The organism is Micromonospora sp. NBRC 101691, assembly GCF_030269285.1.
GTDB lineage: Bacteria > Actinomycetota > Actinomycetes > Mycobacteriales > Micromonosporaceae > Micromonospora > Micromonospora echinospora.
Genome location: NZ_BSTB01000002.1, coordinates 375,821 through 400,262, shown reverse-complemented (window position 1 = coordinate 400,262; position 24,442 = coordinate 375,821). Strand labels below are relative to the sequence as shown.

At 73.0% G+C, this 24,442-nt stretch carries 23 protein-coding genes; 12 read left to right on the top strand and 11 right to left on the bottom strand.

The genetic code is table 11. The features are described from left to right. Window positions 1–3 precede the first annotated feature (3 nt). From QSK20_RS05815 to QSK20_RS05805, 3 genes are all read left to right on the top strand, one after another. Complete coding sequence (locus QSK20_RS05815; protein ID WP_088979961.1) at window positions 4–459, top strand: RrF2 family transcriptional regulator; 456 nt, start codon at window positions 4–6, stop codon at window positions 457–459. Between the two features lie 144 nt (window positions 460–603). Then, window positions 604–789: a DUF4236 domain-containing protein gene (locus tag QSK20_RS05810; RefSeq protein WP_088985195.1), complete on the top strand. Its 186-nt coding sequence runs from the start codon at window positions 604–606 to the stop codon at window positions 787–789. A 145-nt stretch (window positions 790–934) separates the two neighbouring features. Further along, window positions 935–1,543, top strand: coding sequence for a potassium channel family protein (locus QSK20_RS05805; RefSeq protein ID WP_285787498.1), 609 nt, complete (start codon window positions 935–937; stop codon window positions 1,541–1,543). Here QSK20_RS05805 and QSK20_RS05800 read toward each other — a convergent pair. Next, window positions 1,524–2,423 (bottom strand): hypothetical protein, encoded by a 900-nt coding sequence (locus QSK20_RS05800; RefSeq protein WP_285787497.1) that lies wholly within the window; start codon window positions 2,421–2,423, stop codon window positions 1,524–1,526. The genes QSK20_RS05805 and QSK20_RS05800 overlap by 20 nt on opposite strands. A gap of 176 nt (window positions 2,424–2,599) precedes the next feature. After that, window positions 2,600–3,121: a VOC family protein gene (locus QSK20_RS05795; RefSeq protein WP_088979964.1), complete on the bottom strand. Its 522-nt coding sequence runs from the start codon at window positions 3,119–3,121 to the stop codon at window positions 2,600–2,602. A gap of 58 nt (window positions 3,122–3,179) precedes the next feature. Here QSK20_RS05795 and QSK20_RS05790 point away from each other — a divergent pair, with 58 nt between their 5' ends. Together QSK20_RS05790 and QSK20_RS05785 are read left to right on the top strand one after the other, a co-directional pair. Next, window positions 3,180–3,644 carry a MarR family winged helix-turn-helix transcriptional regulator gene (locus QSK20_RS05790; protein WP_285787496.1) on the top strand — a complete coding sequence of 155 codons (465 nt, stop codon included), beginning with the start codon at window positions 3,180–3,182 and terminating at the stop codon, window positions 3,642–3,644. A gap of 57 nt (window positions 3,645–3,701) precedes the next feature. Then, a complete protein-coding gene (locus QSK20_RS05785; protein ID WP_285787495.1) occupies window positions 3,702–5,717 on the top strand; it encodes a fibronectin type III domain-containing protein in 2,016 nt (671 codons plus the stop codon). Window positions 5,718–5,783: 66 nt separating this feature from the next. Here the strand turns inward: QSK20_RS05785 and QSK20_RS05780 are convergent, their stop codons facing one another. Both QSK20_RS05780 and QSK20_RS05775 read right to left on the bottom strand, forming a co-directional pair. Beyond that, window positions 5,784–7,253 (bottom strand): sensor histidine kinase, encoded by a 1,470-nt coding sequence (locus tag QSK20_RS05780; protein ID WP_502888849.1) that lies wholly within the window; start codon window positions 7,251–7,253, stop codon window positions 5,784–5,786. Then, a complete protein-coding gene (locus QSK20_RS05775; RefSeq protein WP_285787494.1) occupies window positions 7,250–7,906 on the bottom strand; it encodes a response regulator transcription factor in 657 nt (218 codons plus the stop codon). The genes QSK20_RS05780 and QSK20_RS05775 overlap by 4 nt, the downstream gene beginning before the upstream one ends. Window positions 7,907–8,000: 94 nt before the next feature. Here QSK20_RS05775 and QSK20_RS05770 point away from each other — a divergent pair, with 94 nt between their 5' ends. Continuing rightward, window positions 8,001–9,131 carry a LolA family protein gene (locus QSK20_RS05770; protein ID WP_285787493.1) on the top strand — a complete coding sequence of 377 codons (1,131 nt, stop codon included), beginning with the start codon at window positions 8,001–8,003 and terminating at the stop codon, window positions 9,129–9,131. A gap of 131 nt (window positions 9,132–9,262) precedes the next feature. Next, window positions 9,263–11,587, top strand: a complete 2,325-nt coding sequence (locus QSK20_RS05765; RefSeq protein ID WP_502888848.1) for a HelD family protein — start codon at window positions 9,263–9,265, stop codon at window positions 11,585–11,587. A gap of 15 nt (window positions 11,588–11,602) precedes the next feature. Here the strand turns inward: QSK20_RS05765 and QSK20_RS05760 are convergent, their stop codons facing one another. Beyond that, a complete protein-coding gene (locus QSK20_RS05760) occupies window positions 11,603–12,010 on the bottom strand; it encodes a hypothetical protein (RefSeq protein WP_088985196.1) in 408 nt (135 codons plus the stop codon). A 188-nt stretch (window positions 12,011–12,198) separates the two neighbouring features. On the opposite strand from QSK20_RS05760, the gene QSK20_RS05755 reads away from it, so the two are divergent. Both QSK20_RS05755 and QSK20_RS05750 read left to right on the top strand, forming a co-directional pair. Further along, on the top strand, window positions 12,199–14,241 hold the full coding sequence (locus QSK20_RS05755; protein ID WP_285787492.1) for a glycerophosphodiester phosphodiesterase family protein: 2,043 nt from the start codon (window positions 12,199–12,201) through the stop codon (window positions 14,239–14,241). 162 nt (window positions 14,242–14,403) lie between these two features. Then, complete coding sequence (locus QSK20_RS05750) at window positions 14,404–14,802, top strand: hypothetical protein (protein ID WP_285787491.1); 399 nt, start codon at window positions 14,404–14,406, stop codon at window positions 14,800–14,802. Between the two features lie 115 nt (window positions 14,803–14,917). On the opposite strand, the gene QSK20_RS05745 is transcribed toward QSK20_RS05750, so the two are convergent. From QSK20_RS05745 to QSK20_RS05730, 4 genes are all read right to left on the bottom strand, one after another. Beyond that, the gene (locus QSK20_RS05745; protein ID WP_285787490.1) at window positions 14,918–15,886 is read right to left on the bottom strand and encodes a sporulation protein; all 969 of its coding nucleotides are present in this window, start codon (window positions 15,884–15,886) and stop codon (window positions 14,918–14,920) included. A 105-nt stretch (window positions 15,887–15,991) separates the two neighbouring features. Continuing rightward, window positions 15,992–16,711 (bottom strand): NUDIX hydrolase, encoded by a 720-nt coding sequence (locus tag QSK20_RS05740; protein ID WP_285787489.1) that lies wholly within the window; start codon window positions 16,709–16,711, stop codon window positions 15,992–15,994. Further along, window positions 16,701–18,200, bottom strand: coding sequence for a hypothetical protein (locus tag QSK20_RS05735; RefSeq protein ID WP_285787488.1), 1,500 nt, complete (start codon window positions 18,198–18,200; stop codon window positions 16,701–16,703). Before QSK20_RS05735 ends, QSK20_RS05740 begins: the two co-directional genes overlap by 11 nt. Window positions 18,201–18,344: 144 nt before the next feature. Beyond that, window positions 18,345–19,718 carry a cellulase family glycosylhydrolase gene (locus tag QSK20_RS05730; protein WP_285787487.1) on the bottom strand — a complete coding sequence of 458 codons (1,374 nt, stop codon included), beginning with the start codon at window positions 19,716–19,718 and terminating at the stop codon, window positions 18,345–18,347. Between the two features lie 243 nt (window positions 19,719–19,961). Here QSK20_RS05730 and QSK20_RS05725 point away from each other — a divergent pair, with 243 nt between their 5' ends. The 3 genes from QSK20_RS05725 to QSK20_RS05715 all read left to right on the top strand — a co-directional run bounded on the left by QSK20_RS05725 (window position 19,962) and on the right by QSK20_RS05715 (window position 23,222). Then, a complete protein-coding gene (locus QSK20_RS05725) occupies window positions 19,962–20,924 on the top strand; it encodes a TIGR03557 family F420-dependent LLM class oxidoreductase (RefSeq protein ID WP_285787486.1) in 963 nt (320 codons plus the stop codon). Further along, window positions 20,921–21,829 carry an alpha/beta fold hydrolase gene (locus QSK20_RS05720; RefSeq protein WP_285787485.1) on the top strand — a complete coding sequence of 303 codons (909 nt, stop codon included), beginning with the start codon at window positions 20,921–20,923 and terminating at the stop codon, window positions 21,827–21,829. Before QSK20_RS05725 ends, QSK20_RS05720 begins: the two co-directional genes overlap by 4 nt. 658 nt (window positions 21,830–22,487) lie before the next feature. Continuing rightward, complete coding sequence (locus tag QSK20_RS05715; RefSeq protein WP_285787484.1) at window positions 22,488–23,222, top strand: dienelactone hydrolase family protein; 735 nt, start codon at window positions 22,488–22,490, stop codon at window positions 23,220–23,222. Window positions 23,223–23,414: 192 nt separating this feature from the next. Here QSK20_RS05715 and QSK20_RS05710 read toward each other — a convergent pair whose 3' ends face one another. Then, window positions 23,415–23,621, bottom strand: a complete 207-nt coding sequence (locus QSK20_RS05710) for a DUF397 domain-containing protein (RefSeq protein WP_285787483.1) — start codon at window positions 23,619–23,621, stop codon at window positions 23,415–23,417. Next, complete coding sequence (locus tag QSK20_RS05705; protein ID WP_285787482.1) at window positions 23,612–24,418, bottom strand: helix-turn-helix domain-containing protein; 807 nt, start codon at window positions 24,416–24,418, stop codon at window positions 23,612–23,614. The genes QSK20_RS05710 and QSK20_RS05705 overlap by 10 nt, the downstream gene beginning before the upstream one ends. Window positions 24,419–24,442 lie beyond the last annotated feature (24 nt).

Genomic DNA, 24,442 nt, shown 5'->3' with positions numbered 1-24,442 from the left:
ATCGTGCAAATCTCGGCCCGCGGCGACTACGCGATCCGGGCGGCGCTGAGTCTGGCCGCCGCGTACCCGTCGCTGCTCTCCACCCAGTCCATCGCCGCGGAGCAGGACATGCCGCGCAAGTTTCTCGAAGCCGTGCTGGCGGATCTGCGCCGGGCCGGCATCGTCCGGGCCCAGCGTGGGGCCGAGGGCGGCTACACCCTGGCCCAACCGCCCCGGGAGATCGCCGTCGGGGCGATCCTGCGGGCGGTGGACGGGCCGCTGGCCGGCGTACGGGGGATGCGCCCCGAGGAGACCGAGTACCTCGGCGCGGCGGAGAACCTGCCCCGCCTCTGGGTGGCGGTCCGGGCCGCGGTGCGGCAGGTCGTCGACGAGGTGAGTCTGGCCGACCTGTCCACCGGCAAGCTGCCGGCGCACGTGCGGCGGCTGACCGCCCGGCCGGGGGCCTGGGAGCCACGCTGAGGCGATCCGGCGACCGGTGACCCGCTCCGCCCGACCCGGTCGGTGTTGTGTTCCAGGGTGGAACGACCGCGGGTTTCGGGAAACAGCCATCCGGGCATGTTCGACACCGAACACGGACGGCTGGTCACGAAGGGAGGCCCCGACATGGGCCTGATGTTCCGCAAGCGGAAGAAGTACGGTCCCCTGGTCCTCAACTTCACCGAGAACGGCTTCTCCTCCTGGACCGTCCGGCTCGGCCGGTGGTCCTGGAACTCCAAGGCGCGGGCGCACCGGGTCGACCTGCCCGGCCCGCTCTCCTGGAAGCAGGACAAGTCCCGGTCGCGGGCGTAACGGACACGACCGAAGGCTCCCGACGTCGAGCGGGGTGCGTGGTGGACCACCACCGGCACCCCGCTCGACGCGTCCGGGTCGTCCGCCGGGCACCAGGTTCCCCGTTCCGGCCGGTGGCCGGCGGGCCGGGGTCGACAATCACCCCATGACCCGGGAGCGGCCCCACCGGCGCGAACGCCGGCACGCGCTGTGGGCGTCGGCGCTGCTCCTGCTCGCGTACTTCGTGGCCCCGGTCGAACCGGACGTCAACAGTGTCCGGCTGGCGTTGCGGGCGCTCGGCACCGCCGTGCTGGTGCTGGTGGTCGCCGGGCTGGTCACCGGACAGGTGCGCCGGCAACTCGCCGACGACGGGGAGTCCACCGCCCTCTGGCACCTCGCGGTGGGGCTGGTCGCCGGGGTGCTCGCCTTCGCGCTCGCCGACTACGTCATCGCGATCAGCGACCCGACGCAGTTCGTCAGCCTGCGGACCCGGATCGACGCGCTCTACTTCTCGCTCGCCACCCTCACCACGATCGGCTACGGCGACGTGCACGCCCAGGGACAGGTCGCCCGGGCGGTGGTCGGCGGGCAGATGGTCTTCAGCATCGGCGTCGTCGCCACCGGGGTGTCGATCCTGTTCAGGCGTCTGACCGAGCGCCCCCCGTCGAGCCCGCCACCGAAGACTGCCCCGGAGGCCGGGCCTTCTCCGCCGGCCGGGAACCCGCCGCCGGCCGGGACTCCCCCGTCGGGTGGGACTACTCCGTCGGGTGGATGAGCACGTCCCCGCCGAGCCGGCCGTCCGCCGGTTCCCGGGTCACCGTGCCGGCGTCGAGGAGCGCGGTCAGCGCCCGCACCGCGTCGGTGGCCCGGTACGGGGTGGTGGTCAGCACGTGTCGGCGCAGCTCGGTCACGGTGCGGGGGCCGGAGCGGGTCAGCTCGGCGACCAGCAGCGCGCCGAGCCGGTCGGCGTCCACAGCGGCGGTGAGGTCGCGCGGCACGCCGTCGAGGTCCCGGTAGCGGAACCCGGCCGTCGCACCGACGTGCCAGATGGCCTCCTTGCCCGCCTCCAGGTTGCGGTCCGAGCCGGTGCCGAGGGCGAGCAGCCGGGCCGGTCCGTCGTCGGCCGGGCTGGCCTCGACCCCGGTGACCAGGGGGAAGCCGGCCCGCTGGAGAGCGGCCGGGCCGTCCACGTCGGCGGGCACGGCGAGCAGCAGGTCGGCCGGGCGGCCCGCGGCGGCGGCGGTGAGGAAAGGTGCCGCCGCCGGTCCACCCAGCACGACGCCGGCCAGGTCGACGAGGACGGTGAGGGTGGGTGCGCCGGCCGCGCCGGCCGCCTTCAACGCCACCGGCAGCCGGTCCGGCGCACCGGGTACGGGGTACACGGCCACGTCGGCGGGGAGGGAGGTCACCGCCCCGAGCCGGCCCGGCAGGTCCGGGTCGCCGCCGACCACCACGACGGTGACGCGCCGACCGCGTACCCGGTCGGCGGCGTCGGTCAGGGCGCCCAGGGCGGCCTCGACGGTCCTGCCCGACGGGCCGGCGTACGCGAGGGCGAGCGTGACCCGCCGCGAGCGGCGCAGCGCCCCGGTGAGCCAGGTGTCGAGCTGACGGGCGAGGAGCCCGCAGAGAACGGTGTCGTACGGATCACGCGACATCCTGTGGTTCTACCAGGCGTCCGGCGTGGGCCCGGCGGGCCGGGGGCGGACGGACCGCGAACTGTCCCCGCCGGTCGGCCGGGCAGTCCCGGCGGGGGCGGACGGACCGGGGGCGGACGGACGGGGCGCGCGGACGGGTCGCTCCGGACGGGCCGGGACGGGGACGCCGCTCCGGGTCAGGCCGGGACGGAGACGCCGACGCCGCCCCGGGTCTGCCCGCCGTAGCGCTGCCGTTCGCGGGCCAGGTCGAGGCGGCCGATCCGGGTGCGCGCGGCGAGCGCGGCGGCGTCGAGCCGGTCGGCGGGGACCAGCCAGACGATCTCGAACTCCAGGCCGTCCGGGTCGCGGCCGTAGAGGCTCTTGGTGGTGCCGTGGTCGGAGCTGCCGACCAGCGCGCCGGCCGAGGTGAGCCGCTCGGCGGTGACGGCCAGTTCGTCGAGGGTGTCGACCTCCCAGGCCAGGTGGTAGAGGCCGACGGTGCGGCGGCCCGCCTCGGACGGGCCGGCCGCCGCACCGATCTCGAAGAGGCCGAGGTCGTGGTCGTTGGTCGAGCCGGGCGCCTGGAGGAAGGCGGCGCCGGTGAACCCGTCGGGGGTCATCGGCACGGGCTGGAAGCCGAGCACGTCACGGTAGAAGGCGACGCTGCGTTCGACGTCGCGGACGAAGAGGACGGCGTGGTTGAGGCGGTGGATTCCCATGCCCGCCACGGTAGCGCGGTTTTGTTGAGCGTTCAACTAGTTGTCGTATGATGGTTCCATGACCCGCTGGTTGGACCCCGACGAGCAGCGCACCTGGCGGGCGTTCCTGGCCGCCTCCCGGGCGCTGATGGAAGCCCTCGACCGCGAGCTGCAACACGACGCCGGCATGCCGCACGCGTACTACGAGATCCTGGTCCGGCTCTCCGAGGCGCCCGGCCGGGAGCTGCGGATGACCGACCTGGCCCTGGCCAGCGGGTCCTCGCGCAGCCGCCTGTCCCATGCGGTTACCCGGCTGGAGGCCGCCGGCTGGGTGCGCCGCCGGGACTGCCCGACCGACCGACGGGGACAGTTCGCCGTCCTCACCGACGCCGGCTTCGCCGCGCTCGCCGCCGCCGCGCCGGGCCACGTCGAGGGGGTGCGCCGGCACCTGTTCGACGCGCTCAGTCCGGCGCAGGTCGACCAGCTGCGCCGGATCAGCGAGTCCCTCGTGGACCATCTGGGCGTCGATCGACCACTATCCTGACCAAACTGCCACCTGACGGGTCTTGTACATACCGTCGCGGAATGCGCACGATGAGGCGTGTCCTCCCCCTTCGGTGAACTGACCGGCCAGGCGCACCATCTCGTGGCCGCCGGCGACCTCTCCGGTGCCCAGGAGCTGCTCGCCGACGCCCTGGCCGACGCGGACCCGCGACCGGCGAACGCCTCCCCCGAGTTGGCCGAGGCCGCCGGCCTCCAGGCCCGGGTGCTGGTCACCCTCGGCGAACCGCACTCCGCCCGGGGCTGGGCGGCGTTCGCGTACGCCGCGATGACCCGGCTGTACGGCACGTCCGACCAACGGACCGTGGCCGCCGCCGCGACCCTCGCCGCCGTGCTGCACCGGGTCGGCAGCTACGCCCGCGCCGCCCGGCTGTACCAAGAGGTGATCATCGAGCTGACCGCGCTCGACGGGCCGGAGTCGCTGCGGGTGCTGGCCGCGCACGCCGACCTGGCCACCGTCGAGTACGCCCGGGGCGAGTGCACGGTGGCCCGGGAACGCCTCCAGGATGCCTGGGAGTTGCACCGCGAGGTGTACGGCGACGGGCACGTCAGCGGAATCAAGATGCTCGCCCGGCTCGGGGCGATGCAGCGCGACTGCGGTCACTTCGCCGACGCGCACGACAACCTGGCCCTGGCCCGGGAACTGTGCCGGCAGCACCTGGACCCGGACGACCCGCTCGCCGCCCAGGTGGCCGCTCTGGCCCGGGCCGCCGCCAATCCCGACCACGCCTGCGACGAGGTCGACGACGCCGAGTCCGCCGTGGCGCCCGCCGCGCGGACCCCGTCGACCGACGAGGGCGACACCGGTGGAGCCTGGCCCCCCGAGGCGGCCGACCACGCCGACGGCCCCGGACCGGAGCCCTGGGACACCGGCCACGACGACGCCTACCGGACGGACGCCGGCTACGACACACAACCGCCGTACGGCTCCGGGGCGGGATACGAGCGCTACGGGGCCGGGCACGGTCCGGTGCCCCGCCCACGGGTTCCGGAGGAGGAGCCAGCCGACCGCACCGGCACCGGTGACGCGTACCCGGGCGGTCCCGACCGGTACCGGACGTACCCGGGTCACCATCCGGACGAGCGGTCGACGGGCGGCGGTCAGCAGCACCACGCCGGACAGCGGCACGACCCCGGTTACGCCGACCCCGGGTACGCCGAGGCCGGTTACGCCGAGGCCGGGTACGCCGACGGGGGCGTCGGGTACGCGAGCGACGGGATCGGGTACGCGGACGACGCCGGGTACACCGCCGAGCGCAGCCGGGAGGGCGGAGGTGCCGGACCGGACGGCGGCTGGTCGACCGGCCACCGGTACGGTCCCGACGGTCGCCCGTACCGGCACGACCAGCGGTCCACCGGCCCGGGGCGGTACGGCGACGGCCCGGACGGCGACGACTGGTGGCCTCCGGAGGGCGAGGTGGACCGCCCCGACGACCCGGCCGGCACCCGGGCCCCGACCGCCCCGGCCGTGCCGCCGTCGGTGGTCGGCCTCACCGCCGGACAGCGCCCGGAGGAGTCCCCGGGCGTGCACCGGGTCGCCCACCTGCCGGTGCGGGTCGGCTCACGGCTGCCGGTGCACGTTCCCCGTCCGCCGGCCGATCCGCCCCGCCGGCTCGCGCCCCTGGTCGTCGCCGGGGTGGTCGTGGTGCTGCTCGGCACGGGCGCGGTGATCGCCGGGGTGGCCCGGGTCGACGAGCCGGGTGGGCAGCCGCCGCCCGTCCCCGGCACTCCGACCTCCCCGGGCGCGACACCCGGCGGCACCGCGAAACCGGCCAGCGCGGCGCCCGGCGCCCCGCCCAGCGGGGTGACCCTGCGCGACAACCGGGACAGCGTCACGTTGACCTGGACGTACCCGGCGGGGGCAGAGGGTCCGGTGCTGGTCTCCGGCGGCCGGGTGGGAACGGACGCACGTGCCTTCCAGGAGTTGCCGGCCGGCGCGACCAACTACATCGTCTACGGGCTGGACCGTGGCACCGACTACTGCTTCACCGTGGCGGTCGTCCACTCGGCCGACACGGTCGGCCGGGCGAAGCCGGTCTGCACGAAGCGGAGCTGACCGGAGCCGGGGCAGCCGGGGCGGTCCGGTCGACCACCCGGGGCGGGCGGACCAGGGCCGGGGCGGTCAGGCGTCCGGGTCGGGCAGGGCGGGCAGGCACACCGCGACCCGCAGTCCCGGCCCGGCGTCGGAGAGCCGCACCGTGCCGTCGTGCAGCCGGACGAGTTCCCGGACGATGGCCAGGCCGAGGCCGGCGCCCCCGGCGTCCCGGTCCCGGGCGTCGTCGAGTCGGGTGAACCGGTCGAAGACCCGTTCCCGGTCGGCGGCCGGGATGCCCGGCCCGTCGTCGGTCACGGTGACCAGATGGGCGTCGGCGAGGGCGGTCACCTCGATCACGACCGTGCTCCGGCAGTGGCGGACCGCGTTGTCGATCAGGTTCGTGACGACGCGGTGCAGTTCGTCCGGGTCGCCGACCGTCCACTGCGGGCCGGACGCCGGCAGGACGCGTACCGGAGGGGACGGGAAGCGCGCGGCGACGGCCCGGACCAGCTCGGTCAGCTCGACCGGGCCGGTGGCCCGCCGCCCGCGTACCGCCCGCCCCGGAGTGTCGGCCCCGGCGACCGCGCCCACGCTGCCGGCGCCGGCGTGCCCGGCCTCGTCCAGCCGGGCCAGCAGCAGCAGGTCGTCGACGAGACGACTGAGCCGTTCGGTGTCCGCGAGCAGGTCCCGGGCCACCACCGGCCAGTCGGTCCGCTCCCCCAGCCGCCCGGCCACCTCCAGTTCGGTCCGCATGTTCGTCAGCGGGCTGCGCAGCTCGTGGGCGGCGTCGGCGAGGAACGCCCGTTGCCGGGCCCGGGCCGCCTCCAGCCGGGCCAGCATGTCGTTCAGGGTGACCGCCAGCCGGTGGATCTCGTCCTGGGAGGCCGGGACCGGCAGCCGCCCGCCGTTGGCCCGGCCGGTGATCTCCTCGGCCCCGCTGCGCAGCGCCTCGACCGGGCGCAGGGTCGCCCCGACCACCCGCCAGGTCACCCCGCCGAGGATCACCACCAGCAGCGGAATGCCCACCAGCAGGACGAAGCGCACCACCTTGGCGCCCTGGTTCACGTCCGCCATCGACTTGCCGACCAGCACGGTCAGCGGATCGGTCGGCGTACCGGCGGGGACGCTGACCACCCGGACCGGACCGGGCAGTCCCAGCCGTTCCCCCCGGACGAAGGCGCGCTGCCGGGTGGCGTGGTCGATCCGGTCCACCGGCAGCATCGGCACCAGCCGGTCGGCGTCGATCGAGGCGGCCCGGACCCGTCCCTGTCCGTCGACCACCTGGACCCGGACCTGTCCGGCGGCGACCGGCAGCGGGTCGGGCAGGGCATCCTCGGCGGCGAGCAGCGCCACCGCGTCGGCGGTCTGGAACGCCTCGGCGTCGACGCTGCGTTGCAGGACGTGGCCGAGCACGCTGAGCAGCGCCAGCCCGCCCAGCGCCAGCCCGACCGCCAGCCCCAGGACGCTGACCAGGGTGAGCCGGCCCCGCAGCCCGAGCGGGGGTGTGCGGCGGGCCGCGCGCTCCCCCGCCGCCGTGGGCTCCACCGGTCGGGTCACGGGGTCAGGCGGTAGCCGGCGCCCCGGACGGTCTCCAGGTGGTGCCGACCGATCTTGCGGCGGAGGTAGCCGACGTACACCTCCACCGCGTTCGGCGCGGTCTCCACGCTGGCGTCCCAGACGTGGTCGAGCAATTCGGTCTTGGAGACCACCTCTCCGGGGCGGCGCATCAGGTAGTCCAGCAGGGCGAACTCGCGGGCGGTCAGGGCGATCTCGGTGTCGCCCCGGGTCACCCGCCGACCGGCCGGGTCGAGGCTGAGGTCACCGACGGTCAGCACGGTGGGGCGTTGCGGCGCGCCCCGGCGCAGCAGGGCCCGCAGCCGGGCCAGCAGCACCACGTACGAGAAGGGTTTGGTGAGGTAGTCGTCCGCCCCGCAGTCCAGCCCGTCGGCCTGGTCGTACTCGCCGTCCTTGGCGGAGAGCATCAGCACCGGCAGCCAGTGCTCCTCGGCCCGGAGCCGGCGCACCAGCTCGTAGCCGGAGAGCCCGGGGAGCATCACGTCGAGGATCATCGCGTCGTAGCCGCCGTGCCGCGCGGCGTCCAGCCCGGCCGGACCGGTGGCCGCCACGTCCACCGCGAAGCCCTCCGCCTGGAGCCCCCGTTGCAGGGTCCCGGCCAGCCGGGTCTCGTCCTCCACCACCAGCAGTCGCACGGGTCAAGGGTGCCACCGTCGCGCCGCCCGCCGATTCCTTCTCCTCAGCACCCTCACAGCATCCGTCGGGCAGGATGGCGGTCAGGAGGTGCACATGTCTGTTCTGACAAGCCGTCCGGCGTTGCGCTGGATCGTGCCGACGGCCGCGACGGTCGTCCTGATCGGCGGTGGCGCGGCGGTCGGCCGGTTCGCCGCCGAGGCCGAGCCGAGCCTGCCGCCGAGGAGCGCCGCCCAGCTCCTGGTCGACCTTCAGACGTCCCGGTTGGAGGGGCTCTCCGGCACCGTGGTGCAGCGCGCCGACCTCGGTCTGCCCCCGCTGGTCGCCACGGTCGCGGAGCGCCGCGAGGACCTGACCGCCCTGGTGGCCGGCACCCACACCATGCGGGTCTGGTACTCCGGTCCGGACAAGGCGCGGATCGCCTTCAAGGACACCCTCGGCGAGCGGGACGTGATCCGCAACGGCGCCGACCTGTGGGTGTGGAACAGCAAGAAGAACGAGGCGTTCCACCGGACGCTGCCGGCCGACGCCGGGCAGCGGCCCGACGCCGGCACGGAGCTGCCGGTCACCCCGGCCGAGGCGGCCGACCGGGCGCTGGCCGCGATCGACCCGACCACCGAGGTCAGCGTCGGCCGGTCCGCGACGGTGGCCGGGCGGGACGCGTACGAGCTGGTGCTCAAGCCGAGGAACACCGCCTCCCTGGTCGACCAGGTGCGGATCGCGCTGGACGCGAAGGAGCACGTGCCGCTGCGCTTCGAGCTCTTCGCCGACGAGGGGGACGCGCCGGCGATCGAGGTCGCCTTCACCCAGGTCGACTTCAGCCGTCCGGACGCGGACCAGTTCACCTTCAACCCGCCGCCCGGGGTGAAGGTGAACGAGGAGAAGTCGACCGGGACGCGGCCCGAGCGCCCGGCCGGGGCGGAGAAGCCGGGCGGCGCGAAGGACCGGGACGCGACCGTGGTCGGTGAGGGCTGGGCCGCCGTGCTGGTCGCCCGGACCGGCGCTCCCACCGGACGGCCGGCGGGTGACGCCCCCGCCCGGCAGCCGGAGGGGTCGGAGGCCGCCGCCGGACTGGACCTGCTCAACCAGCTGCCCAAGGTCAGCGGCCCCTGGGGCAGCGGCCGGCTCTTCTCCGGGACGATCTTCAGCGTGCTGCTGACCGACGACGGCCGGGTGCTCGCCGGTCTGGTCACCCCGGAGCGGCTCTACGAGGTCGCCCGCGGCTGACCGCGCACCACCCACGATTCGCGTCACCGGAACCCGTTCCGGTGACGCGAATTCTTTCCCGGGACTTGGTTCCTACCGCCGGGGCAGGCTATCTTTCTCAGTTCAGACACAAAAAGAACGACCATTAGCAAATGGCCGCTCGAAGCTATTTTAGCGAATTGGGAGAGGGCTTGTCAACGCAGTCCGACGAGCAGCAGCACACCGACGAGATCGGCCACGAGCAGGAGTACGTCTCGATGCTCTACCGCCGGCTGGACGGGCTGCGTGACCAGGCCGCCCACCGGCTGGCCCAGGAGCTGCGCAGCGACGGTGGCACGATGCAGGCCCGCTCCCAGCGGGACACCGTCGTGCGGATGTACGCCGAACAGGTGGAGCAGTTCTCCGCCGTGGAGCAGGGGCTCTGCTTCGGCCGGCTGGACTCCGACGACGGCTCACGCCACTACATCGGCCGAATCGGGATCTTCGACACCGGCGACGACTACGACCCGCTGCTGATGGACTGGCGGGCCCCGGCCGCCCGGCCCTTCTACCTGGCCACGGCGGCCAATCCGCAGGGCGTACGCCGCCGCCGGCACCTGCGGACCCGGGACCGCAAGGTGGTCGGGCTGCACGACGAGACGCTCGACCTGACCAGCGCCTCCCCCACCGCGCACGAGGAGCTGACCGGTGAGGCGTCGCTGCTGGCGGCGCTGAACGCCAGCCGGACCGGCCGGATGCGGGACATCGTCGAGACCATCCAGGCCGAACAGGACCGGGTGATCCGGGCCGACCTGGGCGGGGTGCTGGTCGTGCAGGGCGGGCCGGGCACCGGCAAGACGGCGGTCGCGTTGCACCGCGCCGCGTACCTGCTCTACACCCACCGTCGGGAGCTGTCCAGCCGGGGCGTCCTGCTGGTCGGGCCGAACGCGACCTTCCTGCGCTACATCTCCCAGGTGCTGCCGACACTGGCCGAGACCGGCGTGCTGCTGCGCACGCCGGGTGACCTCTTCCCCGGCGTGACCGCCCGTCGCGCCGAGTCGGCCCGGACCGCCGCCCTGAAGGGGCGGACGACGATGGTCGAGGTGCTCGCCGGCGCCGTCCGGGACCGGCAGCAGGTGCCGGACGAGCCGCTGGAGATCGAGCTGGAGCAGCGGGACGTGCTGACGCTGACCCCGCAGGTGTGCCGGGAGGCGCGGGAGCGGGCCCGCCGCTCGGGTCGGCCGCACAACCTGGCCCGAGCGCTGTTCGACATCGAGGTCATCCACGCGCTCGCCGACCAGGAGGCGGAACGCATCGGCGCGGACCCGCTCGGCGGGGAGAACCTGCTCGACGAGGCCGACATCGCGGAGATCCGCCGGGAGCTGCGGGAGGAGCCGGGGATCCGCGCGGCGCTGGACCAGCTCTGGCCGGTGCTCACCCCGCAGCGCCTGCTGGCCGACCTGTTCGCCGACCCGGACCGCATCGCCGCCGCCGCGCCCATGCTCGACGCCGACGAGCGGGCGCTGCTGCACCGCGAACCGGGCGGGTGGGCCCCCTCCGACGCGCCCCTGCTCGACGAGGCCGCCGAACTGCTCGGCGAGGACGACCGGGCGGCGGCGGCCCGCCGGGACCGGATCCGCGCGCAGGCGCGGGAGTACGCCGAGGGTGTGCTGGAGATCTGGCGGGGTTCCCGGTCCATCGACGTGGAGGACGAGGCGGACGGCGGTGAGATCCTCGGCGTCACCGACCTGCTCGACGCCGACCGGCTGCTCGAACGGCAGGAGACCGGGGACGCGCTGACCACCGCCGAGCGGGCCGCCGCCGACCGGAACTGGGCGTTCGGGCACGTCATCGTGGACGAGGCGCAGGAACTGTCGCCGATGGCCTGGCGACTGCTGATGCGCCGCTGCCCGAGCCGGTCGATGACCATCGTCGGCGACGTCGCGCAGACCGGCGCGCTCGCCGGCACCCCGTCCTGGGGGGAGGCGCTGGAGCCGTACGTGGCCGACCGGTGGCGGTTGGCGGAGCTGACCGTCAGCTACCGCACCCCGGCCGAGATCATGGCGGTCGCCGCCGACGTGCTGGCCCGGATCGACCCCGGACTCCGTCCACCCCGCTCGGTCCGCAGCACCGGCGTCGAGCCGGTGGAGCGTACGGTCGCCCCGGAGCGGCTCGCCGCCGAGGTGGTCGACGTGGCGCTCCGGGAGGTGACCGGCCTCGACGACGGCCGGCTCGGCGTGATCGTGCCGGCCGGACGCGTCGACGAGTTGGGCGCGGCGGTGACCGGCGCGCTGCCGGAGGCGGCGGTGGGCGAGCACCCCGAGTTGGAGAGCCAGGTCGTCGTGTTGACCGTCGCCCAGGCCAAGGGGCTGGAGTTCGACTCCGTCCTGCTGGTCGACCCGGACGCGATCGTCGCCGAGTCCCCGCGCGGTGAGAGCGACCTGTATGTCGCCCTCACCCGCGCCACCCAGCGCCTGACCACCCTGGTCTGCCCCTGACCGCCGGCGGGTGGGTCAGTCGTCGGTGAAGCCGCCGACCTGGCTGGCGGCCGAGGACTGGTCACTGGTGGAGCTGCCGGCCGGGGTGCTCAGGCCCCCGGTGGTGGCGTCCCCGGTGGTGGTCGGGGCGACCGTGCCGGGGTGCCGTTCCGGTTGCCGGGCGATGCGCCGCACGCTCGCCGGGCCGGCGGTGCCGCCGGTGGTGGTGACCGCGCCCTGACCCCGGGTCGGGCCGCCGTCGCGCAGCACCTCCGGGTCGATCGGCACGTCCGCCGGGTCGCCCGGGTCCTCGCGTTGGAGCTGCTGCTGCACGTCGCTCGGGGGCGAGTTCACCTCGTTCAGGGTGTCCTCGCCGTAGACCCCGGCGAGGAGCCTTTCCTCGGTCCGGCGGGCGGACTCGCGCATGCTCTCGGACACGTGGATCACCTCGCAGATTCGTCGGCGACCCGTGGCCTGCCCGGCCCCGCCCCGGCTAAACCCGGCCGCCCCGGTCGACCGGCGTCAGGGGTCGTTCACCGTCACGTCGTCTGCCGCTCGCCCGCGCGACGGCCGCGCTCGGCGATGCTGTCGGGCGGGTAGGCGGGACCCGCCCGCCCCCGAGGGGAGCAAGCGTGCGGACAGTACGCCGTACCGCCACCGCGGTCCTGGCGGTGGCGATCGTGACGAGCGGGCTCGGTGTGCCCGCCCAGGCGCGACCGCGCCCGGACCGGACGTTCGACGTGCAGGCCCACCGGGGCGGGCTGGGCCTGCGGGTGGAGAGCAGCCTCGCGTCGTTCGGCAACGCGCTCCAACTGGGGGTGACCACCCTGGAGCTGGACGTGCAGATCACCGAGGACGGGCAGGCCGTGGTCACCCACGACCGCCGGGTGAGCGGGACGAAGTGCGTGGACACCGCCCCGGTCGCCCCGGGTGACCCGGAGTTCCCGTACGTCGGGAAGTACGTCAACACGCTCAGCCTGGCGCAGGTGCGCACGCTGGACTGCGGCACGAGGACCCTGCCGGACCGGCCGGGTCAGGTCGCCGTGCCCGGTGCCCGGATGCCGCTGCTGCGCGAGGTGTTCGACCTGGTGAAGCGGTACCGGGCCGACGACGTGACGCTGAACGTCGAGACCAAGGTGGAGGCCGGCGCGCCGCACGAGACCGCGCCCCGGGAACAGTTCGTCCAGGTCACCGCCGCCGAGATCCGCGCGGCCGGGCTGCGCGACCAGGTGACGATCCAGAGCTTCGACTGGGGCGCGCTGATGCGGATGCGCCAGGTCGACCCGAAGCTCCCGCTGATCGCGTTGACCAACTACGACTTCCTCCAGGTCGGTCAGCCCGGCGCGTCGCCCTGGCTGGGCGGCATCGACATCGACGATTTCGGTGGGGACCCGGTCCGCGCGGTGCGCAGCTTCGGCGCGGACGCGTTCTCGCCGGTGCACGGCTTCCCGCAGAACGGCACGGTCACCGACCCCGGCTACCGGCCGTACGTGACCAGGGAGATGGTGGCGCACGCGCACCGCAACGGGCTGAAGGTGATCCCGTGGACGGTGAACGACGTACCGACCATGGCGAAGCTCGTCGACGACGGCGTGGACGGCATCATCACCGACTACCCGGACCGGTTGCGTGGCCTGCTCGCCGAGCGTGGCCACGAGCTGCCACGCCGGTACGCCTCCCCGTTCGACGTCCAGGCGCACCGGGGCGGCCGGGCGGACCGGCCGGAGAACACCCTGCCCGCGTTCGCGTACGCGCTGGAGAACCCGGCCGTCTCCACCCTGGAGCTGGACACCGGAGTCACCGCCGACGGGCACCTCGTGGTGCTGCACGACCGGCGGGTCAACGGCAGCCACTGCCGGGACACCGCCCCGGCCACCCCCGGTGACCCGGAGTTCCCGTACGTCGGGAAGCTGGTGCACGACCTGACCCTGGCCCAACTGAAGACCGTGGACTGCGGGACGCTGACCCCGCCGGACGCGCCGGACCAGGTGCCCGTGCCCGGTGCCCGGATCCCCACTCTGGACGAGGTCCTCGACCTGGTCCGGGCCAGCGGCCGGGACGACGTACGGCTGAACATCGAGACGAAGATCAGCCCGCTGGTGGCGGACACCGCGCCGTACCGGGAGTTCACCCGGAAGCTGGTGCGGGCGGTCGAGCGGGCCGGGTTCGTGTCCCGGGTGACCATTCAGTCCTTCGACTGGCGGACCATCACCCACGCCCGGGAGCTGAACCGGCGGATCGAGACGGTCGCCCTGGTCTGGCAGTACGGCCCGGCCGAGTGCGCCGGCCTCGCCGACGAGTGCTCGCTGCGGGCGGTCTACGACGACCCGTCGGTCAAGAGCCCCTGGACGGCCGGGCTGGACTGGTGGCGGCACCGCGACCTGGGCAAGCTGGTCCGCGCGTCCGGCGCGACCACGGTGTCGGCGAACTGGCAGGTGCACGACCCGGCGCAGGGCACCCTGACCTCCGCCGACTGGTACCTGCGGGAGAACCCGGCCTACCACCACGGACCGGACGTGCCGACCCTCCAGCGGCGGTACGGGCTGAAGGTGGTCCCGTACACGGTCAACGACCCGGCGGTGATGCAGCGAGTCATCGACCTCGGGGTGGACGGCGTCATCACCGACGACCCGCGGCTGCTGGTCGAGGTGGCGATCCGCAACGGCCTGCGCTGAGCCGGCCGGCGGACCCGGCGACGATGTCATCCGGCCCGGGAGCCGGCGTTAGTGCCCCGCCGGCGCCGGGTAGCCAGGCGATGCCCCGCCGAGTACCGCCCCGTGACCGGAACGCGGAGTGGGGGCGTGGGTGCAGTACTCATCGCATCCTGAGGAGGAAAGATGAGCACGCAGGCTGCAAGCACCAGGCCGGTCAACCGCCAGGCGCAGGACATGCAGACCCGGGCGGGACAGGACATGCCGAACCGCGCGATGGCGGAGGCGCCGACCCGTCCCATGCCGATGATGCACGACGGCCGGCGCGAGGCCATGCAGGCACCGGGTACGGAGACGAAGAACGCGTTCAAGACCACCGAGTTCTGGGTCTACGTCGCCGCGGTGATCGGCGTCCTGGCCGCCTCGCAGCTGGTGGGCCGGAACTCGGCCGGTGTGGACATCTTCCGGGCCGACAACGCCTGGTTCATGATCACCCTGCTGACCCTCGGTTACCTGGGTAGCCGTGGCCTGGCCAAGGCCGGGAGCGCCTTCCGCAGCGGCGCGGAGCGCACCGCCCGGCACTGACCGGACGGACGGTACGCGCGGTCACTGACCGCCGTCACCGCGACGGTGGCCCCCGGGGATTCCCCGGGGGCCACCGTCGTCGTACCGTTCGGCCGGATCCACCGACCCGGACGGGTCACTCCTCGAAGTCGCCCCCGTCGTCACCCTCGAAGGCGTCGTCGAGCATCTCGCCGGCGATCATGCCGCCGGCCACGCCGAGGGCCGCGCCGGCCACCACGCCGCCCATGCCCATCCCCCGGCTGTGTCCGCCGTGTCCGTGTCCGTGCCCATGGCCGTAGCCGTGGCCGTAGCCCTGCGGACGCATGCTGCCGTAGCGGTTGATGGTGGCCTGGAGCCACCCGTCGACCACCTGGGCCCAGTCGACCCGGTCGACGTCGGCGTGGGAGACCGTGTAGCGGCCGAACGTGTCCTGCCCGGGGGTGAAGATCCCGCCGCGCTTGTCGCACTCCAGGATCACGTCGACGCCCTGCTGGCTGGTCACGAAGGTCAGCTCGACCTCCCGGACCGTGTGCGCGTACTGCGGCGCGGCGAAGTACTCGATCTCCTGGTAGAACGGGAGCGTCTGCTGCACGCCGTAGATGTGCCCCCGCTCCAGGTCGGCGTTCTTGAACCGGAAGCCGAGACGCTGGAACGCCTCCAGGATCCGCTCGTGCACCGGCAGCGGGTGCACCGACACCTGGTCCAGGTCGCTCTTGTCGACCGCGCGGGCGATCGCCAGCTCGGTGCGCAGCCCCATGGTCATGCCGTGCAGGCGCTGGCCGTACACGTCGGTGATCGGGGTCTCCCACGGCACGGGCAGCTGGAACGGGATGGAGAGCTGCTGCTTCGGGGCGAGCTGGAACGCGCCGCTGACCCCCATCCGGTGGAACTCCATGACGCCCGCGTACTCACCGTCACCGGTCTCGACCTCGACCCGGGTGACCAGCCCGACGCTGATCTGCTCGATGTTCGCCGGGGCGTCCCCGCCGACCAGGTTGACCTGGCCGTCGAGCATGAGGCCGGGTCGGGTGTTCGGGTTGGCGAGGACGGTGTCCACAGTCGGCCCGCCGACACCGAACGCGCTCAACATCTTCTTGAAGACCATGTCGCAAACTCCCGGAAATCGCACCGGCCCTCACAGGTGGGACCGGACGCCACTCTCCGCACCCTAACCGCTCCCACTGGGAACTACCTGGGAGGACACCACCGGTCACAGCGGACCGGCGGGTCCGGTCGGACCGGTGCCGAGCAGCCCGCGCAGCCACGCTCTGGTCCAGGCCGCGATGGTGAACCCGTCGCTGACGACGCCGTCCCGGATCAGCTCGCCCACCTTCTCCGGCGGGTACGTCCGGGCGGCCCGGATGCCCTCCACCGCGTCCAGGGGGCCGAGCTCCGCGATCTCCACCAGATAGAGGTGGACCCGGTCGGTGGCGGTGCCGGCGTCCGGGTGCAGCAGCCCGAGGTCGACCACCCGGGTGGGCACCGCCCCGAGTTCCTCCCGCAGTTCCCGGGCGGCCTGCTCCACCGCCGGCACGCCGGCCTCACCGAACCCGCGCGGGGCTTCGAGCTGCCAGCCCCGGACGGCGTGCCGGAAGTGCTCCACCAGGACCACCGCCCCGTCGAGCACCGGCAGCAGCACCACCCCGTCCGCGTCGCCGCCCGGCATCGACCGGATGTACGTCCCCAGCGACCCGTCGGAGAAGCGGACCGGGTCACGGATCAGCGTCACGTACTCGTCCTGGTACGCCACCCCGACCCGGCTCCACTCCGGCGGCAGGCCGCGCTTGCGGAGCGACTCGGCCTTGGCCCGCTCCGCCGCCGCCACCTCCTCCGGTTCGTGCAGGATGTACACGGCGGCGTCCGGCGGGTTGACGAAGTAGGCGGGCTGCCGCTCGCGCAGTTCGGCGTACTGCTCCCAGCTACTGGTCATCGTCTTCTCCCTGCGCTCGGTCGATGTTCGGCTCGTCGTCGCGGGCCGCGTCCCCGTCGGCGACCGGGAAGCCCATCTCCTGGAGCCGGCGGACGAGTTCCCGCCAATCCTCCCCGGCCCGTTGCAGACGCACCCGCATCACGTCGATACCGGTGCTCAGTTCCCGGGCGGCGCGGCGCTCGTCCCGGCCGACCACGGCGAAGCGGAGCACGGCGGTCGCGGCCCGGGCGACGACCTCGGTGGGCACCTCGCCGACCATCTCGAGTCGCGGGTGACCGTCGAAGACGACCGAGAGGACCGCGCCGGACACCTCGACGGTGACCCGGATCGCCGGGTCCCAGACGCTCATCCGGTCCTGCCGGCGCTCGCCCACGATCTCGGCCAGCCGCCCGGCGAGCGCGACGTACCGGTCGTAGAGCGACTGGGACCGGGCGACGAAGTCGAGCGGCTCGTCGAGCAGCGCCTGGAGGGCGCCGACGTAGTCGCGCCACTCGTCGGTCTGCCGGGCCTGCCGCACGTGGTGCAGGTCCAACCCGGTCAGGTCGAGCCGCAGCGGGGACTGCGCCAGGTCGAAGACCTGCGGCCGGAGCGTCCGGATCACCTCCAGCAGGTCGCCGAGGCCGCGGTGCGCCCCCTCCGGCCGGCGGTACTCCTGCATGGCGGTACGGCGGAGCGAGTCCGCCGGGGTCAGGGCGTATCCGTCGACGGCGTCCGGAAGGGTGGTGTTGTAGCGCAGGTCGACGAGTTGCTTGAACTCGGCGACCAGTGGGTCGGAGCGGAAGAAGCCGTCCGCCGGGTTGGTGCCCGGCTCCACCAGAAACTCCTGGTAGAAGCCGTTCCGGGTGACCTGCTCGCTGTCGACCGCCCAGTTGTTGATCTCCCGCAACCGGCGCTTGAGCAACGGTCGGTCCTCGTTCCGCAGGCCCAGGTCCCGCTCCAGTTGGGGCAGGTCGAAGACGGCCATGTCGACCAGGAACCGGCGGAACTCGGCGTACATGCAGCGCTGGGTGAGTCGCTCGTTCTCGTCGTCGTCCCACGACAGTCGCAGGCAGCGGACGGCGTCCACCTCGTCGAGAACCCGCAGCCAGCCCCGCCAGCCGGCGGAGTCGACGCCGAACTCCGGTTCCTCGGCGGGGGTGCGCTCCCGCAGCAGGAAGGGAACGATCACGCCCTCGTCCAGCAGCACCCGGAACGCCTCCCGTTGTGGGCCGGTGGCGACGAAGTCCCGGTGGACGACCGGGTTGTTGAAGAAGTACGCCCGGTTGACGACCACCTGCTCGGCGTTGAGGATGGAGCGGAGGTACTCGGCCCGCGCGTCGCGCTGGCGTTGCCGCTCCACGTCCCGGTACGACCGCCGCCGCTTGATGATCTCGGTGAGCAGGTCCTCGGTGACCCACTGGTTGTCGAGGCACTGGGCGACGACCGCGACCCGGGCAAGGTCCCGGTTGTCGATCTGCGCCCGACGGGCGCCGCTGAACAGATCCGACATGACTCTCCCATGTGGATAGACGTTCCCCCACAAGGATGATGACGGACCGGCGCCAGCCGATAACGCAGCGCCGGCCGGCCATACGGCCGACCGGCGCCGTGGATCACTCTCCCGCTCGGGTCGCCCCGCTCCGGGAGGTCGGGATCAGGCCGCGGTGCAGGTGGGCGTCGGGACGGTGTTGCCGCCCGACGTCGAGCCGATGAAGCCGAAGGTGGTGCTGGCCCCGGCCCCGAGGTTGCCGTTGTAGCTGACGTTCTTGGCGGTCACGGCCGAGCCGCTGCTGGTCACCGTTGCGTTCCAGGACTGGGTGACCGTCTGGCCGTTGGCGAAGGTCCAGTTCACCGTCCAGCCGCGGATGGCGGCGGAGCCGGCGGTCACCTTGACCTCACCCTGGAAGCCACCCTGCCACGAGCCGACCACCGTGTACGTCGCCGTGCAGCCGCCCGGCGGCGGCGTGGTCGGCGGCGGCGTGGTGGGCGGAGGGGTCGTGGGCGGCGGGGTGGTCGGCGGCGGAGTCGTCGGCGGGGTGCTGCCGAAGACGGTCGCCTCCTTCGCGGTCTGCTTGATGCCGTTGGTCCCGTTGAAGATCCGCTGCCCCCAGCTGCTGAGGTTGGCCGGGTTGAAGTTGATCGCCATGTCGAGGTACTCGACGCCACCGCCGTTGCCGCTCCACGACCAGCCCAGGTAGCCGATGCCGTTGGCCTGGCTGTAGGAGAGGATGGCGTCCTCGTCCGGGTCGCCGTCGGAGTGGTTGTGGCCGAACTCGCCGACCAGGATGGGCAGGCCGGCGGTCCGGAACCGGCCGAGGTAGTCGCTGATCTTCGCGGCAGTGTTGAACACGCCGTACATGTGGATCGAGAACATGGTGTTCTTCGCCGGGTCGGCCGCGAAGACCGACGCGGCGTTGTCCCGCATGGTGTACGTCCAGTCCTGACCCCAGTTCGGCCCGTCCACCATGATGGTGTGCGCGAACCCGGCGGTGCGCAGCCGCTTGATCGCGTTGGCGGTGTCGGTCGCCCAGCCGCTGTAGTTCTGGTTGCCGTACGGCTCGTTGCCGATGTTGACGATGACGTACTTCTCCTGGCCGGTCAGGGCCGACTGGACGCTGATCCAGTAGTCGACCGCCTGGGCCAGGGTGGCCGCGCCGGCCTGCTCGCCGTAGCCGGTGGTGTCGTGCACCTCCAGCACGCAGATCAGGCGGTTCTGCTTGCAGAGCGAGATGACGTTGGCGACGTCGGCGGTCTCGTTCTTGGTCCAGCGCTGACCGCTGGAGAGCACCACCCGGACGGTGTTCGCGCCGAGCGCCTTGATGTTGGCGAAGGAACTGGTCTGGTGGGTGTACCAGGTGTGGGCGTGGTTGACGCCGCGCATGACGAATTCCGCGCCGTTGGCGTCGTAGAGCTTGCCGTTGGCGACGGTGAACCCGGTCGCGGCGTGCGCCGGCTGTCCACCGAACGCCACCAGGCTCACCACGAACGCGAGCAGGGTGGCGGCGACGACGGAGAGTCGTGTCTTCATGACCTTCCTCAGGGATGACCCCCGGCCCGACGGGGGTGAAGGGTGTGACGAGGGGCGGCTGCAGCCCGACAGCCGCGCCCGACTCCACGGCGCGGGATCAGCGTAGGCCGATGCGTCCCCCGGCGGCAACCTGAACCGGTTAAGAAATCGTCCACCTGCGGCCCCGTACGCCGTGCCGCCGGAGGGTTGAGCGGCGGGGCCGGGGGTAAGCCGGAGGGACCGGTGCGGCGAGAGGAGCGTGCGATGGTCAACGTCGGCTACACCCTGATGTGCGAGCAGGCCGGCCCGAAGCAGCTGGTCGACTACGCGGTACGGGCGGAGGCGGCCGGCTTCGACCAGCTCGTCATCTCCGACCACTACTACCCGTGGCTGGACTCGCAGGGCCACTCGCCGTACGCCTGGTCGGTGCTCGGCGCGGTGGCGCACGCCACCAGCCGGGCCGAGCTGATGTCCTTCGTGACCTGCCCGATCCGGCGCTACCACCCGACCGTGGTGGCACAGAAGGCCAGCACCGTCGGCGTCCTCTCCGACGGCCGGTTCACCCTCGGTCTCGGCGCCGGGGAGAACCTCAACGAACACGTGGTCGGCGGCTGGCCACACGTGCAACAGCGGCACGAGATGTTCGAGGAGGCGTTGCAGATCATCCGGCCGCTGCTCAACGGCGAGACGCTGACCTTCTCCGGCAACCACTACGACGTGCCCGACGCGTACGTCTGGGACCGGCCGGAGCAGCCGGTGCCGATGGCCATCGCCGCCTCCGGCCGGCAGTCCGCCACCCTCGCCGCCGAGTACGGCAACGGCATCGTCGCCACCGAACCGGACCGGCACATCATCCAGATGTACGACGACGCCGGCGGCGCGGGCCAGCCCCGCTACGGGCAGGTGGCGATCTGCTACGGCCCGGACGAGGCCGAGTGCCGCAAGATCGTGCACGACCAGTTCCGCTGGTTCGGCCTGGGCTGGAAGGTCAACGCCGAGCTGCCCGGCCCGGACTCGTTCGAGGCGGCCAGCCAGTACGTCCGGGAGGAGGACGTCGCCGAGGGCATCTCCTGCGGCCCGGACGTCGACAAGCACGTCGAGGCGTTCAAGAAGTTCGTCGACGCCGGCTTCAGCCACGTCGCCGTCGTCCAGGTGGGCGGGGACAGCCAGCCGATGTTCCTGGACTGGGCGCGCGAGGAGCTGCTGCCCCGACTGCGCGAGCTGTGAGCGACCCGTCGGTTCCCGTCCCGAGGGGCACCGGACGCGCCCGGACGACCGGTCCGACACCGGACCGGTTCGGGTGGGCACAGCTACGGGTCGCGCTGGCCGCGCCACGCCCGGCCGCCGGGCTGACCAGCGAGTGGCGGCTGGTGGACGGCATCCGCACGCACTGCCGCCGGTCCCCCGGCCCGGCCGAGGGACGACCGTCCGTCCTGCTGGTGCACGGCCTGGCCGTCTCGCACCGGTACCTCACCCCACTCGCCACGGCCCTCGCGTCCACGCACCCGGTCTACGTGCCGGACCTGCCCGGCTTCGGGTTGAGCGGCCCGCCCCCACGGCCGTACGACGCGGCCCGGCACGCCGCGCACCTGGCCGCCTGGCTGGCGGCGTACGACCTGGGGCCGGTCTGCGTGTTCGGGCACTCCTTCGGCGCGGAGGTGGCCGCGGCGCTCGCCGCCCGGCACCCTCGCACGGTCCGGGCGGTGGTGCTGGCCGGGCCGACCAGCGACCCGGCCGCCCGGTCCCGGTGGGGGCAGACCCGCCGCTGGCTGCTGGACACCACCCGGGAAGCCGCGCTCCAACTTCCGGTCCTGCTCCGCGACGTCCGCGACGCCGGCCCGCACCGGGTGTACGCCACGCTGGCGCATTCGGTGCGCAACCCGGTGGAGACCGATCTGGCCCGGATCACCGCGCCCACCCTGGTGCTCACCGGCGGGCGGGACCCGATCGTGCCGCCCGCCTGGCGGGAGGCGGTCGCCCGACTGGTCCCCACGGTGGCACCGGTGACCGTGCCCGGGGCCGCGCACAACGTCGCCACCACGGCACCGGCGCGGGTGGCCGACGCGGTCCGCACCTTCCTCGCCCGACCCGACCTTCTCGACGGACAGGTGGACCTTCATGCGCATCGGTAACACGGAGATCCGGCCGCTCGGCGGCGGCCTCGGATGCCTGCTGATGATCCTCTTCTCGGTCCTCGCCTCGGTCGCGCTGACCGTGCTGGTCAACACGGTGCTCTGAACACCCCACCGAGACAGATATGACTTTCGATATTTACCGCTAGCAAAATGACGCGCACCCAGGGTGCGGCGACGATGCCGAGCGTCGCAGCCGGGTGGTCTACCTCTGATCCGCCTGCGGCTCGCTTGTCGGCGGACGTTCATCGCCGCGACGGTGCTGCCGGTGCTGTGCGTCGATCGGCAGCACCGGGTGGGACAGGTGGTCGCCTTGCCGGTCCTTTGGAGCTGCCCCGTTTGTGCGGGCACCGGGTGCGCTTGAGCCGGTCGGTCTACTGACGGCAGAGACCACTGGGCCCTATCCGGAAGTCGGCGGTGACGCCTGGACCGGTGTCACCGCCCCCGTTGCGGCCTGTCCGTGGCGCCGGCCACGGAGCCTGCGCAGAAAACACGTCCGGCGGGTCACGGCGGCCGCTGCTAATGTTCGGAGGCCGTGCGAGAGACCGAGGAGGTGGTACCCGTGAACGTTTCGACGTGGGTGCTCCCCTCTGGGGTCACGGTCGGGCGATAGGTCGTCCGGGAGCGCCGTTCACGAGCACTCCCGAAGGGCACGACCATGCGATTCACTTCTGAACAGCGCCTCGATGACGGCGTCCTCGAACGCGAATTCACCCTCGGCGAGATCCCCGGCATCCTGTGGACGCCCGGATCCGCATCCGCACCGGTCCCGCTGATCCTGCTCGGCCACCCCCCGCTCGGACTGCGCACGATGTACCCCCGTCTGGTGGCGCGGGCCCGGCACGCCGCGGCCGACGGCTTCGCCGCGGCCACCATCGAGCTTCCCGGCAGCGGTGACCGGCCCCGTTGGGCCGCCGCCGAGCGGGCCCGCGCTGACCTGCGTCGGGCCATGGAGGCCGGCGAGCCGGTCAGCGACGACATCGTCGACGCCCTCGTCCTCCCACTGGTCGACAGGGCGGTCCCGGAGTGGCGGACCGCCCTGGATGCTCTCCTGTCGCTGCCCGGGATCGGCGGCCCGGTCGGGTACTCGGGGGGAGTGATCTCCGTCGGCATCCGGCTTGCGGTGGTGGAGCCGCGCATCGTGGCCGCCGCTTTCTTCGCCGGGAGTCTCGTGCCTCGCACCATGTTCGAGGAGGCCCGGCAGGTCACCATTCCGCTGCACGTCCTGCTGCAGTGGGATGACGAAGGGAACGACCGGCAGGCCGCCCTGGACCTGTTCGACGCCCTCGGCTCCAAGGAGAAGACGCTGCACGCCAACATGGGCGGACACACCGGTGTCCCGCAGTTCGCCGGGCAGGACGCCGCCGCGTTCTTCGCCCGGCATCTGCGCTAGCGCCTGGCCGAAGTCGCGCACAGCCACTCGTTGATCGCGGCTGTCCCCTCGCTGACCGCACGCGGTTGTGACAACTCAGATGCACGACACGCCGAGCGGATCACACCTCAGGCAGCCACGAAGCCTCGAACACCCCGACAGACGCGGGTGGGGCCGGACTCCAGCCAGAGTCAGGGCCCACCTGTCGTCCGATCAGTCACGCGGCGTCAGTGCGCCAGCCACGGTGGCCCGAGCGAAAGCGGCCCATGCGGCAGGCGGGAAGGACAGCACCGGCCCCTGCCGGTCCTTGCTGTCGCGAACGCCCACCACGTCGGGCAGGTTCGTCGCCACCTCGACACAGGTCGAGCCACCGTTACCGCTCCGGCTGGACTTCCGCCACACCGCCCCGGTCAGGTCCATGACTTCGCCGCTTTCTGAATCAGCTCCCAGGAAGCCCTGCGAGGCAGCGCCTCCCCACGCATGGCCTCCCACTTGCGTTGAAGAGTATCAACGTCTTCCGGCCTGTCGGTGACGTGCGCGCGGAGTTGGTTGTCGAGATGCACGACCTCACTGCCGTCCGGCGTCTTGGCGAGGATCAACGCTCCGGCGAGGCCAGCGTGAGCGCCTGCCCCGAACGGCATCACGTGCAGATGAACGTGTGGCCACTCGGAAACCTGCGCCAGGTGGTCGAACTGTTCGACCATGAGCGCCGGCTCGCCGACGGCGCGATGCAGCACCGCCTCGTCCAACAAGGCCACGAACTGCGGAGGCGTGTCAGCGGAGAGAACCGCTTGCCGTGACAGGCGGGACGTGACCCGTTGCTCGATCTCGGGCTGACGAAGTAGCCCGCCCCACGCCAGGACCGCGCGGGCGTACGCCTCGGTCTGGAGCAGGCCGGGGACGAGGGACGGCTCGAACCAGCGGATCAGGGTGGCTTCCTTCTCCACGCTGATCCACTCACGCAGCCAGGGTGGCGCGGCGTCGGCGCGGACCAGACCGAGCAGCCGCTCGAACAGGCCACCGGCCCGCAGTTCGGCGTCCACCCGGGCGATGAAGTCCTGTGACGGCGTACGGTGCCCGATCTCCACCATCCCCACCAACGAGGACGAGTAGTTGATCCGCTGGGCCAGGTCTTCCCGGCTCAGCCCGGCCTCCTTGCGCGCCCGCCGCAGCTCCGCACCGAGGAATTCCAGGGTCGACAGTCGACCGTCCGCCATCACACCTCCACCACCGCTCCCCCA

Bases quoted from the DNA above. Each gene is read 5' to 3' on its own strand.
- QSK20_RS05715 (WP_285787484.1), top strand. From the start codon at position 22,488: ATGCGATTCACTTCTGAACAGCGCCTCGATGACGGCGTCCTCGAACGC.
- QSK20_RS05745 (WP_285787490.1), bottom strand. From the start codon at position 15,886: ATGGTCTTCAAGAAGATGTTGAGCGCGTTCGGTGTCGGCGGGCCGACT.
- QSK20_RS05750 (WP_285787491.1), top strand. From the start codon at position 14,404: ATGAGCACGCAGGCTGCAAGCACCAGGCCGGTCAACCGCCAGGCGCAG.
- QSK20_RS05795 (WP_088979964.1), bottom strand. From the start codon at position 3,121: ATGGGAATCCACCGCCTCAACCACGCCGTCCTCTTCGTCCGCGACGTC.
- QSK20_RS05765 (WP_502888848.1), top strand. From the start codon at position 9,263: ATGGCCGCTCGAAGCTATTTTAGCGAATTGGGAGAGGGCTTGTCAACG.
- QSK20_RS05770 (WP_285787493.1), top strand. From the start codon at position 8,001: ATGTCTGTTCTGACAAGCCGTCCGGCGTTGCGCTGGATCGTGCCGACG.
- QSK20_RS05740 (WP_285787489.1), bottom strand. From the start codon at position 16,711: ATGACCAGTAGCTGGGAGCAGTACGCCGAACTGCGCGAGCGGCAGCCC.
- QSK20_RS05725 (WP_285787486.1), top strand. From the start codon at position 19,962: ATGGTCAACGTCGGCTACACCCTGATGTGCGAGCAGGCCGGCCCGAAG.
- QSK20_RS05705 (WP_285787482.1), bottom strand. From the start codon at position 24,418: ATGGCGGACGGTCGACTGTCGACCCTGGAATTCCTCGGTGCGGAGCTG.
- QSK20_RS05800 (WP_285787497.1), bottom strand. From the start codon at position 2,423: ATGTCGCGTGATCCGTACGACACCGTTCTCTGCGGGCTCCTCGCCCGT.
- QSK20_RS05805 (WP_285787498.1), top strand. From the start codon at position 935: ATGACCCGGGAGCGGCCCCACCGGCGCGAACGCCGGCACGCGCTGTGG.
- QSK20_RS05810 (WP_088985195.1), top strand. From the start codon at position 604: ATGGGCCTGATGTTCCGCAAGCGGAAGAAGTACGGTCCCCTGGTCCTC.
- QSK20_RS05735 (WP_285787488.1), bottom strand. From the start codon at position 18,200: ATGTCGGATCTGTTCAGCGGCGCCCGTCGGGCGCAGATCGACAACCGG.
- QSK20_RS05790 (WP_285787496.1), top strand. From the start codon at position 3,180: ATGACCCGCTGGTTGGACCCCGACGAGCAGCGCACCTGGCGGGCGTTC.
- QSK20_RS05710 (WP_285787483.1), bottom strand. From the start codon at position 23,621: ATGGACCTGACCGGGGCGGTGTGGCGGAAGTCCAGCCGGAGCGGTAAC.
- QSK20_RS05730 (WP_285787487.1), bottom strand. From the start codon at position 19,718: ATGAAGACACGACTCTCCGTCGTCGCCGCCACCCTGCTCGCGTTCGTG.